This window comes from Rhizobium sp. BT04 (assembly GCF_030053135.1).
Taxonomy (GTDB): Bacteria; Pseudomonadota; Alphaproteobacteria; order Rhizobiales; family Rhizobiaceae; genus Rhizobium; species Rhizobium binxianense.
Genome location: NZ_CP125652.1, coordinates 3,183,125 through 3,194,454, shown reverse-complemented (window position 1 = coordinate 3,194,454; position 11,330 = coordinate 3,183,125). Strand labels below are relative to the sequence as shown.

7 protein-coding genes are annotated in these 11,330 nt (G+C 61.2%); 6 read left to right on the top strand and 1 reads right to left on the bottom strand.

All coding sequences use genetic code 11. The features are described 5' to 3' along the window. Window positions 1-51: 51 nt before the first annotated feature. Complete coding sequence (locus QMO82_RS23745) at window positions 52-468, top strand: MarR family winged helix-turn-helix transcriptional regulator (protein WP_097617215.1); 417 nt, start codon at window positions 52-54, stop codon at window positions 466-468. A gap of 58 nt (window positions 469-526) precedes the next feature. On the opposite strand, the gene QMO82_RS23740 is transcribed toward QMO82_RS23745, so the two are convergent. Next, a complete protein-coding gene (locus tag QMO82_RS23740) occupies window positions 527-2,911 on the bottom strand; it encodes an EAL domain-containing protein (RefSeq protein ID WP_183609987.1) in 2,385 nt (794 codons plus the stop codon). 213 nt (window positions 2,912-3,124) lie between these two features. Between QMO82_RS23740 and QMO82_RS23735 the strand changes: the two genes are divergently transcribed. The 5 genes from QMO82_RS23735 to dnaK all read left to right on the top strand — a co-directional run bounded on the left by QMO82_RS23735 (window position 3,125) and on the right by dnaK (window position 11,310). Next, window positions 3,125-4,513 carry a dipeptidase gene (locus QMO82_RS23735; RefSeq protein ID WP_183609986.1) on the top strand — a complete coding sequence of 463 codons (1,389 nt, stop codon included), beginning with the start codon at window positions 3,125-3,127 and terminating at the stop codon, window positions 4,511-4,513. Between the two features lie 407 nt (window positions 4,514-4,920). Further along, the gene (locus tag QMO82_RS23730) at window positions 4,921-5,598 is read left to right on the top strand and encodes an SH3 domain-containing protein (protein WP_183609985.1); all 678 of its coding nucleotides are present in this window, start codon (window positions 4,921-4,923) and stop codon (window positions 5,596-5,598) included. A 566-nt stretch (window positions 5,599-6,164) separates the two neighbouring features. Next, window positions 6,165-6,386 (top strand): hypothetical protein, encoded by a 222-nt coding sequence (locus tag QMO82_RS23725; protein WP_183609984.1) that lies wholly within the window; start codon window positions 6,165-6,167, stop codon window positions 6,384-6,386. A 268-nt stretch (window positions 6,387-6,654) separates the two neighbouring features. Further along, window positions 6,655-9,009, top strand: a complete 2,355-nt coding sequence (locus QMO82_RS23720) for a transglycosylase domain-containing protein (protein WP_183609983.1) — start codon at window positions 6,655-6,657, stop codon at window positions 9,007-9,009. A gap of 384 nt (window positions 9,010-9,393) precedes the next feature. After that, the gene (gene dnaK / locus QMO82_RS23715; protein WP_097617221.1) at window positions 9,394-11,310 is read left to right on the top strand and encodes a molecular chaperone DnaK; all 1,917 of its coding nucleotides are present in this window, start codon (window positions 9,394-9,396) and stop codon (window positions 11,308-11,310) included. The last annotated feature ends 20 nt before the right edge of the window (window positions 11,311-11,330 follow it).

Below are 11,330 nucleotides of genomic sequence, written 5' to 3'. Positions count from 1 at the left end.
TTGTCTCCGGCATGGTTTTGAGCCTAACTTACAATCATGGGATTTAACCGCATGGATTCGGGAGCCTACCTTGCCAGCCAACTGGCGAAGGGCTTTGCCCGCTCGCTGCACCAGCGCGCGGCCGGTCTCGGTTTTTCTCCGGGCCAGTTCCCCATTCTGCTGGAACTCTGGGCCGAGGACGGACTGACCCAGAAACAGCTTCTCGAGCGGGTCGATATCGAACAGGCGACCATGGCCAATACGCTTTCGCGCATGGTCCGCGACGGGCTGATCGAACGCCGGCCGCATCCCTCCGACAAGCGAGCGCAACTGCTCTTCCTGACGCCGAAGGCCCGCGCCATGGAGGCCGAGGCGATCGAGACGGCGCGCGAGGCCGACCTTGCGCTGTTCAAAGGCTTCAGGGTCTTCGAGCGCGAGTTGACGCTCGAATATATCCGCCGGCTTCTGGAAAACGCCAAGGCGCTCTGACTACTGCATATTCCTTAAATCGGAATCGACGTCTGAAAAGACGCGCGGCGCTGTAAGATCACTCGCCGGCACGGAGTGCGTGTCGTAGTGAGGACATCCCGGTTTCGATCTGCGCGGTCAGGACGTTTTCGTGGGCGGCAAGCTTGACGCTCGGCTCGACATCCGGCTTGCCGAGCAAAAGGCCCTGCACTTGCGCGCAGCCTTCCTCGACGACGATCCGGCGCTGCATCTCGGTTTCCACGCCTTCCGTCACGACAGGCATGCCGAGGCTGTGACCAAGGCCGATGATGGCGCGCACGATCGAGCGCGCCGCCGCATCGTGTTCCAGCACGCCGGTGAAACTGCGATCGACCTTGATCTTGTCGAAAGGGAATGACCGTAGGTTGGAAAGCGAGGAGAAACCGGTGCCGAAATCATCCATGACGATGTGCACGCCGAGCTTGTGCAGCCGCAGCAGCGTCATCATCACCCGGTCGCGATCGCGAATGAGGGCCGTCTCGGTGATCTCAAGCTCCAGCCGGCCGGGCGCAAGCCCGGTCTCAGTGAGGGTCGCCTCGATCCGCTCACAGAGGTTCGGCAGCATGAATTGCACCGGCGAAAGATTGACGGCGATCCTCAACGGCAGCGGCCAGCGCACGGCCTCCCTGCAGGCCTGCTGCAACACCCATTCGCCGAGCTGGACAATCGAACCGCTTTCCTCGGCGATCGGGATGAAGATATCGGGCTCGGTCAAGCCGTGACCTGGCCGGTTCCAGCGCATCAAGGCCTCGTAACCGCCGATCTCGCCGCTCAGCGCATCGAGGATTGGCTGATAGTCGACATGGATCTGGTTGCGGGTGATCGCATGGCGCAGTTCGCTTTCGATCTGGCGGCGGTTGCGTGCCGCCTTGTCCATTTCCGCATCGAAGAAACAGACCTTGCCGCGCCCGTCATGCTTGACCCGGTAGAGCGCGGTATCGGCATTGTTGCAGAGTTCTTCGGCCGTAGCCCCATCGGCGGGATAGAGTGCAATGCCGACGCTCACCCCGACGGCAGTCGGATCGCGCGCGGTGTCCATCTCGGCGGCGAACTCGTCGAGGATATCAGCCGCAAGTTTTTGCGCCGCCGCCGGCTGTTGCCCGGCGGGCTGGATGATGGCGAATTCATCGCCGCCGAGGCGGGCGATCGTATCGCTTTCATCGGCCACGCGGCGCAGGATCGAGGCGACCTTGCCGAGAATGCGGTCGCCTTCGGCATGACCAAAAATATCGTTGACGGCCTTGAAGCGATCGAGGTCGAGATAAAAGAGGGCAACCTCGCTGTTCTTTCGTTCGGCCATCTGCAGTGCCTGCCGGATGCGGGTATCGAACAGCGACCTGTTCGGCAGATCGGTGAGCACATCATGGTGGGCGAGATGTTCGATCATCTCCTCGGCCTGCCTGCGCTCGGTGAGATCACGCACCGCCAGCACCTCGCAATTGTGCCCGCGATAAACGATCCTGCTCGCCGTCACTTCGACGGCGATCTCCCTGCCGTTTCTGGTATTGAGCAGCATCTCACCAGGCTTGCCCTGCCCTGTGCCCTGAATAGCGGTCAAAACAGCCGATGGCGCCTTGCCGGCAAGATCGGCAAGCTTCCAGCCGGAAAGCCCCTGGAAGCGTTCATTGGCATCGATAATCCGGCCTTCGCGCAGAATCAGCAGCCCTTCCTGCGAGGCATTCGCGAGCCCTCTCAGATCCGTCAGGTGGCTTTCGATAAAGACCACCGCGAGCGCAATCAGAATGAGCGCCGTCGCCGCCACCACGACGATCGCAGCAAGCAGGCTGGCGTCGAGCACCGTTGCCGGAACTTGCTTGCCGGGATCCGGCACGAGCGTGATGCTGGCCATCGAGATGAAATGGAGAGCGCAGATCGCGAGAACGAAGGTGATTGACGAGGCGAGGAGCCGCCGCAGTCCCTTCAATTGGAAAAAGGCGTGAAAGGCGGCGCTCGACAACAGCGCTCCCGCAAGAACCGCGCTCAGCGTCATGACGGGATCATAAAGGATTGCCGCCTGGGTTTCGATCGCCTGCATGCCGGTCAGGTGCATGGAGGCGATGCCGAGCGCCATCAGCACGCCGCCGCGGAGGTGTGAAAACCTGCCGCGGTTTTGCGAAGCGACGACAATCGCTGCCCACGAAACGACAACCGACAGGAGGAAGGAGAGCGCCGTCAGGCCCAGCTGGTAGCCGATCGGCATGCCGCCGTCATAGGCCAGCATCGCGATGAAGTGCGTTGCCCATACGCCGGTGCCGAAAGCGAAAGCCGAGGCGCCGATCCAGAGCTTGCGCCGCCCGGCATCGCATTCCTGAGCGCGGGACAGCGGCAGCATCGCCGCCATCGCGCCGACCAGGCAAACCGCGGCCGCCACAAGCACCAATCGCCAGTCGTGATCGTCCCTAATACATGCAATGACCGAAAACATCTGCCCCTCCCACAGCTGAATTCGATCAAGCTATTTAGGTTATGCTAAATAACTGTAAATTGAATTAGAATTCTCTTCTATATTATCCAGCAAATCTTCCCGATATTGATCTTTGCCTCGCCGGCCTCTGGCGCCGCCGATTTTTTGTTTTTCCGCCTCGCCTGCCTTTCTGGTTTGGTCTATCGTCCGGCCGAATTTCAAAAGGAGTCGAAAATGACCGATATCAATCAGGTGCTTGCGCGCGCGGACCAAAATCTTCCCTCGAGCCTCGACAAGCTGTTCGAACTTCTGCGCATCCAGTCGATTTCCACCGATCCCGCCTTTAAAGCCGAATGCCGAAAGGCCGCAGAATGGCTCGTCGCCTATCTTGAAGGGCTCGGCTTTACAGCCTCGGTCCGAGACACGCCCGGCCATCCGATGGTGGTCGCCCACCATGCCGGCGCTTCCGCCGATGCGCCGCATGTTCTCTTCTACGGCCATTACGACGTTCAGCCGGTCGATCCGATCGAGCTCTGGGAAAACGACCCGTTCGAACCATCGATCAAGGATGTCGGCGAGGGCCGCAAGATCCTGACCGGCCGCGGCACCTCCGACGACAAGGGCCAGTTGATGACCTTCGTCGAGGCTTGCCGCGCCTATAAGGAGATCAACGGCGCGCTTCCCTGCCGCATCACCATTCTCTTCGAGGGCGAGGAGGAATCCGGCTCGCCATCCCTGAAGCCCTTCCTCGAAGCCAATGCCGCCGAACTCAAGGCCGATTATGCGCTGGTCTGCGATACCGGCATGTGGGACCGCGACACGCCGGCGATCGCCGCAGCGCTGCGCGGCCTTGTCGGCGAGGAGGTGGTCGTTACCGCCGCCGACCGCGACCTGCATTCCGGTCTTTTCGGGGGTGCGGCAGCAAATCCGATTCATATTCTCGTCGAGGCTCTTGCCGGCCTGCATGACGAGACGGGCCGCATTACGCTCGACGGATTCTACGACGGCGTCGAGGAAACGCCCGATAACATCAAGACGTCCTGGGAAACGCTGGGGAAGACCGCGGAAAGATTCCTCGGCGAGGTCGGCCTTTCCATTCCGTCCGGCGAAAAGGGCCGTTCGGTGCTGGAGCTGACCTGGGCGCGGCCGACTGCAGAAATCAACGGCATCTGGGGCGGATATACCGGCGAAGGCTTCAAGACTGTCATCGCCGCCAAGGCTTCTGCCAAGGTTTCGTTCCGGCTTGTCGGCACGCAGGATCCGGCCGCCATCCGCCAGGCTTTCCGCGCCTATGTCAGTTCGAAGATTCCCGCCGATTGCTCGGTCGAGTTCCATCCGCATGGCGGCTCGCCGGCGATCCATCTCTCCTATGATTCACCCGTTCTGACCAAGGCAAAGACCGCGCTTTCCGATGAATGGCCGAAACCCGCCATCGTCATCGGCATGGGCGGATCAATCCCGATCGTCGGCGATTTCCAGAAGATGCTCGGCATGGAATCGCTGCTCGTCGGCTTCGGCCTCAGCGACGACCGCATCCATTCGCCGAACGAGAAATACGAGCTCGTCTCCTACCACAAGGGCATTCGTTCCTGGGTGCGGATTCTTCAGGCGCTCGCCGCCTGAGGGAAACGGCCGCGTCTTCAGTCAATACGCGCAGCGCGACAACAAAAAGGCCGGTTCAAACCGGCCTTTCGTCGTCCGCTCGCCTCAGTGCCAGTTCATCCGTGGTCAAGGAGAAAGCGGTATTGCAATAAGACTGGCCGTGAAAGGTTAACCGGCCGTTAACGCCGCAGCGTTCAGGTCCCACATTTGCGATTTCATGCGGCATATCGAAAACGCCACTTCACATCACAAAATTCCCCTCGTTCAAGCTGCGTTCATCGCGACAGAAGTATAAGTCATTGAAAGACAAGGAAAATGGTGACGCCCTAACAAATGTGGGCGATCGCTCTATCTTTTCTTCCAGATGGCATATGCCAAGAAAGGCAGCCGAGCGCTGCCTGAAAACACGCCAACGAGGAGTGAGAAGCGTGAAAAATCTCATTGTTAAAATCGCCGCCGCTGGCCTGTTTGCGCTGGCTCCGGCCATGGCGCAAGCTGCCGAAGGCTACTCGACAGCGAACGTCAACATGCGTGCAGGTCCAAGTACACGATACCCCGCTGTCGCTGTCGTGCCTGCCGGCTCCCCCGTCGAAATCCGTGGATGCCTTTCCAACGTCAACTGGTGCGATGTCGAATTCTATGGCGGCCGCGGCTGGGTTTCCGGCCAATATGTGCAGGCCGTCTACCAGCAACGGCGTGTCTATGTCGGTCCGCAATATTACCGCCCGCTCGGCATTCCGATGATCGGCTTCAGTGTCGGCAACTATTGGGACCGCAACTACCGCGACCGCGATTTCTATCGCGACCGCGACCGCTGGAGCCGCGGGCCCGACTATTACTACCGCAACCGGGATCGGGATCGGGACTATGGGGATCGCAGCCGGGATCGCGACCGGGACTGGCGCGACGACAATCGAAGAGACGACCGCAGAGACGATAATCGCAGGTCGGACCGTCGTCGGGATAATGACAACAGAGGCAACACCAGGAGCTCGGATTTCCGTGATCTGCCGCAGTTCAGGGGCGGGAAAGCCGACACCTACAACCGCCCAGACCCCCGGGCTTCGCCCTTCGTCTGCCGCCCAGGCGATCCCTCCTGCGACTGAGATATCGGAGGCGGCAGCAATGCCGCCTCTCTTCTCAAGGCCGGCTGCAAGAAAAAGCCCGGCGCTCCCATGAGGGATGCACCGGGCCTGATGTCGATCGGCGCGTGTTGAGGGGAGACGGCCGATCATGCGCGGGACGTGAGGGGTTGTCCCGCTTGTTCTTAAACAATCGCGGAGCCTATTGGTTCCGTCGATCTCACAGAAGATCTTCGGCGGAGTACCGAAAGCAGCGCGCGCATGTCTGCGGAGTAACCGTAAAGCATCTCCCGTCGGCTTTCCTCCGTCCGGTCGGGCCGGCAGCTGCTTCGTCCAATTTTGTCGAATCGACCATTGATTACCTGCCCGGATGCCTGGCCTGTCACGGCACCGGCGAGCGCAAGCCGACGCGACGCATGCATATTTGTGACAGCCGCAAGGAATGGCATCGATGCCGGCAGGAGGTCCCAGACAATTTGATGTGAGACAATTTGATGTGAGGGCGTCGTGATGCTCTTGTCTTGCGGGATTCTTTGTTGCAGTTTTGTGGCGTTGCGGATTGATCTCGATCCGCTCGGGGCTGGATCCTGATGACGCAAGACTACCTGGCTTTCCCAAGGCTTTTCGGCGCTCGGGCAGCCGCCATAGATGTGACCGTTTGGCACAAATACAACCCCATCCTGCCTGTCCGCCTTACCGATGGGGCGAGCCTCAACCCTTCCGGCCAGATCTGGCGTCGCTTTCATCTGGGCGAGTGGGAATATAAGCAGGACCCGGAAACGCTCGACGATTACGAGGCCCGCCAGTTCTGAAGGTCAATGATGTGGCCGCTTTGGCGGCGCGATCTGCTTTGCTTTCCATTATTAATACCCCGTTAAATCGCCGCAATTACAGTTCAGTCGGATGATCACGTCGCCACTGCATAATTCCGGAAATCGGAATCGATTTCAGGACAAAATTATGCAGCACTTCAAAGTGCTACAGCGTCCTTTGCGCGTCTAAAAAGACGCGGCGCTGTAGAAGCGCGCAGTTGTGCGAAGCCGGGCTTCGCGATCGAACATGGGGTGCGACCGGTCGGCGATGGCAGGCAGAGGCAGATCAGGCGACAGAATCGAACCGTCCTTCAGCGGCCGCCCGGCACGCGACGATGACGAATTTTCGCTCGATGCCGATGACCGCATCGCCGGAAGCCGATCCCAGCGCCGCGGCAGTTCAAAACCGCCGCCGCAGCGTGCCGCCCCGCAGAAGCGGCGCGAGCCGCGAGAGCGCGAAGGCGGTGGCCTTTTCGGCTTCCTGCGCCGCGTGATCTACTGGTGCGTCGTGCTGTTCATCTGGGCCGGCATCGGCCTTGCCGGGCTGGTGGTCTATTATGGCTCGCGCATGCCGAGCGCCAGCACATGGGCGATCCCGGAACGGCCGCCGAACGTCAAGATCACCGCGGTCGACGGCAGCGTCATCGCCAATCGCGGCGCCACCGGCGGCGAGGCGCTGTCGCTCGAAAACATGTCGCCCTATATTCCCGAAGCCGTCATCGCCATCGAGGATCGGCGTTTCTATTCGCATTTCGGTGTCGATCCGCTCGGTCTCGGCCGGGCTGTAGTGACCAACTTCACGGCTGGCCACATGGTGCAGGGCGGCTCGACGCTGACGCAGCAGCTTGCCAAGAACCTCTTCCTCTCCCCTGAGAGGACGCTGGAACGCAAGGTGCAGGAGGTGCTGCTGTCGCTCTGGCTGGAGCAAAAATACACCAAGGACCAGATCCTTGCCATGTATCTCAACCGGGTGTTCTTCGGATCGAACGCCTATGGCGTCGAGGCGGCCTCACGCCGCTACTTCAACAAATCGGCGCGAGACGTGAACCTCGGCGAAGCCGCGGTGCTGGCCGGCCTGCTCAAGGCGCCGTCGCGGCTTTCACCGGCGCGCGACCCGGAAGCGGCCAATGCGCGCGCCCAGCTCGTGCTTGCGGCCATGCGTGAACAGGGCTTCATCACCGATTCCGAGGTGAAGACGGCGATGTCGCAGACCCCGGCCTCGGCCAAGAGCTACTGGTCGGGGGCTGGGCACTATGTCGCCGACATGGTGATGGACGAGCTGCCGGGGCTGATCGGCGAGGTCAAGGAAGACGTCATCGTCGATACCACAATAGACAAATCGCTGGAAAAGAAGGCCGAGCAATCGCTGGTCGACGTGCTCGACAAGGAGGGCGGCAAGCTCGACGCCTCGCAGGCGGCCCTCGTCTCGATCGACGGCACCGGTGCGATCCGGGCGCTGGTCGGCGGCAGGGACTATGCGACGAGCCAGTTCAACCGCGCCGTCAAAGCCAAACGCCAGCCGGGTTCCTCCTTCAAGCCCTTCGTCTATGCCGCCGCCCTCGAAAAGGGGCTGACGCCCTTTTCGGTGTTCAACGATGCGCCGATCCGCATCGGCGACTGGACGCCCGAGAATTACGAGAAGAAATACAATGGCGAAGTGACGCTGGCGACGGCGCTCGCCAAATCGCTGAACACGGTGGCCGCCCAGCTGGTGATGTATGACGGGCCGGATCAGGTGATCAAGCTTGCCCACCGGCTCGGCATCGAAAGCGAGCTGCAGCCGAATGCCTCGATCGCGCTCGGCACCTCGGAAGTGTCGCTGATGGAACTTACGGCCTCCTATGCCGCCTTCATGAACGGCGGCTACAAGGCGACGCCGCACGTCATCCGCCGGGTGACGACCGCCGAGGGCAAGGTTCTTTACGAAAATACCTATGACAGCCCGCCGCGTGTGCTCTCCGAGCAAATCGCCGCCCAGATGGATACGATGATGATGGGCGTCATCGACAACGGCACCGGCAAGAGCGCCAAGATCCCCGGCTGGCAGGCGGCCGGAAAGACAGGCACCACGCAGAACTCCCGCGACGCACTGTTCGTCGGCTTCACCAGCAACCTCACCACCGGGGTCTGGTTCGGCAATGACGACGGCAAGCCGATGAAGAAGGTGACCGGCGGCGGCCTGCCGGCCAAGGCCTGGAAGGAATTCATGATCGCCGCCCATAAGGGTCTTTCACCGGCGCCGCTCTTCGGCAACGGCCAGCTGATCGGCGACCCGAACAATGGCCAGCCGATGGCGCAGGCGGCCCCTGCTGATGGACAAGCGGGTAATGGACAGGCGGGCAGCGGGCAACCGATGACGGCCGAAGCGCCGCCGTCGACGATCGGCGGTATCATTTCCGGCGTCTTCGGCGGCAACGACAATGCAAACCGCTATCCGCAAGCGCCTGCCCGGCAGCAGCCGGCAAGCTCCGGCAACGGTCCGGTTCCGCCTGCAGACATTGCCGAAGGCGGCGGTTCGGGCGACGAGAGCATGGTTCCACCAGGCGATGTCGGGTCGCCGCAGACGACCTCGTCCGTCCAGCCGCGGCGCACGACGCTGCTGGATCTGATCATGGGCCAATGAGATCTGTGCTGCACGGCCGGCGCCAGTTCGATGCCGCGAAACGCGGTGGTCCGGATTTGATTGAGCGACGTCCTTTCGCCCTGGGTTTTGATGGATGTCGTTATCCTGGCACCGCTGCACGTTTCCGGGCGGCATGCATGAGAAATCGGCTGCTTTCCGGTGATGAGGCGACCTCTTTCCCGGTGACTGTCAAAATTGAATGCAACACATTCGTTTTGCTGGATTCCGGGCCATTTCTCGCCTTGCAGTCCAGAAAACCGCTCCTTATATACGCCGCATCACCGCAATCACGATTGCGTAATCTTAAGTAGACCCATCCCGTAAGGGGCTGTCAGGGAAATGCCTTCTCGGGGTTCCGACAGCTTGCTTCAAGGAGAGAATGACATGGCAAAAGTAATTGGTATCGACCTTGGAACGACGAATTCCTGCGTCGCAGTCATGGACGGCAAGGACGCGAAGGTTATCGAGAATGCGGAAGGTGCACGCACGACCCCTTCCATGGTGGCCTTTTCCGATGATGGCGAACGCCTCGTCGGCCAGCCGGCCAAGCGCCAGGCAGTCACCAACCCGACGAACACGCTGTTTGCGGTCAAGCGCCTGATCGGACGCCGCTACGAAGACCCGACCGTCGAGAAGGACAAGCACCTCGTTCCCTTCACTATCGTCAAAGGCGACAATGGCGACGCCTGGGTCGAAGCCAATGGCAAGGGCTACTCGCCTGCGCAGATTTCCGCGATGATCCTTCAGAAGATGAAGGAAACTGCCGAATCCTATCTCGGCGAAAAGGTCGAGAAGGCCGTCATCACCGTTCCCGCCTACTTCAACGACGCGCAGCGCCAGGCAACCAAGGATGCCGGCCGCATTGCCGGCCTTGAAGTTCTGCGCATCATCAACGAGCCGACCGCTGCCGCACTCGCCTACGGCCTCGACAAGAAAGAAGGCAAGACGATTGCCGTCTACGACCTTGGCGGCGGTACCTTCGATATCTCGATCCTCGAGATCGGCGACGGTGTTTTCGAAGTGAAGTCCACCAACGGCGATACTTTCCTCGGCGGTGAAGACTTCGACATGCGTCTCGTCGAATATCTCGTCGGCGAGTTCAAGCGAGACAACGGCATCGACCTGAAGAACGACAAGCTTGCCCTGCAGCGCCTCAAGGAAGCTGCGGAGAAGGCAAAGATCGAACTTTCCTCCTCGCAGCAGACCGAAATCAACCTGCCGTTCATCACCGCCGATGCCTCCGGTCCGAAGCACCTGACGCTGAAGCTGACCCGCGCCAAGCTCGAGAGCCTGGTCGACGATCTCGTCCAGCGCACGATCGCACCGTGCAAGGCAGCGCTCAAGGATGCCGGCGTCACCGCGGCCGAAATCGACGAAGTGGTTCTCGTCGGCGGCATGAGCCGCATGCCGAAGGTACAGGAAGTCGTCAAGCAGCTGTTCGGCAAGGAGCCGCACAAGGGCGTCAACCCGGATGAAGTCGTCGCGCTCGGCGCCGCCATCCAGGCCGGCGTTCTGCAGGGCGACGTCAAGGACGTGCTGCTGCTCGACGTGACGCCGCTATCGCTCGGCATCGAGACGCTCGGTGGTGTCTTCACCCGCCTGATCGAACGCAACACGACGATCCCGACGAAGAAGAGCCAGACCTTCTCGACGGCCGAAGACAACCAGCAGGCCGTCACCATCCGCGTTTCGCAGGGCGAGCGTGAAATGGCTGCCGACAACAAGCTGCTCGGCCAGTTCGACCTCGTCGGCCTGCCGCCGTCGCCGCGCGGCATGCCGCAGATCGAAGTCACCTTCGACATCGACGCCAACGGCATCGTGCAGGTTTCGGCCAAGGACAAGGGCACCGGCAAGGAACAGCAGATCCGCATCCAGGCTTCCGGCGGTCTTTCCGACGCCGACATCGAAAAGATGGTCAAGGATGCCGAAGCCCATGCCACCGAGGACAAGAAGCGCCGCGAAGCCGTTGAAGCCCGGAACCAGGCCGAGAGCCTGATCCATTCGACGGAAAAGTCGCTGAAGGATTACGGCGACAAGGTTTCCGAGGCCGACCGCACCGCGATCTCGGATGCGATCGCCGCGCTGAAGACCGCTTCGGAAGCGACCGAGCCGGATGCCGACGACATCAAGGCGAAGACCCAGACGCTGATGGAAGTGTCGATGAAGCTCGGCCAGGCGATCTATGAAGCGCAGCAGGCCGAAGGCGGCGCTGCCGGCGATGCCTCCGCGGAAGGCGGCGACAATGTCGTCGATGCCGACTACGAGGAAATCAAGGACGACGACCGCAAGAAGTCCGCGTAATCCGCGACGGCGTGGTTATG

Excerpts from the sequence above, each read along its gene's own strand:
- QMO82_RS23745 (WP_097617215.1), top strand. The coding sequence starts at position 52 with ATGGATTCGGGAGCCTACCTTGCCAGCCAACTGGCGAAGGGCTTTGCC.
- QMO82_RS23740 (WP_183609987.1), bottom strand. The coding sequence starts at position 2,911 with ATGTTTTCGGTCATTGCATGTATTAGGGACGATCACGACTGGCGATTG.
- QMO82_RS23735 (WP_183609986.1), top strand. The coding sequence starts at position 3,125 with ATGACCGATATCAATCAGGTGCTTGCGCGCGCGGACCAAAATCTTCCC.
- QMO82_RS23725 (WP_183609984.1), top strand. The coding sequence starts at position 6,165 with ATGACGCAAGACTACCTGGCTTTCCCAAGGCTTTTCGGCGCTCGGGCA.
- QMO82_RS23720 (WP_183609983.1), top strand. The coding sequence starts at position 6,655 with ATGGCAGGCAGAGGCAGATCAGGCGACAGAATCGAACCGTCCTTCAGC.
- dnaK (WP_097617221.1), top strand. The coding sequence starts at position 9,394 with ATGGCAAAAGTAATTGGTATCGACCTTGGAACGACGAATTCCTGCGTC.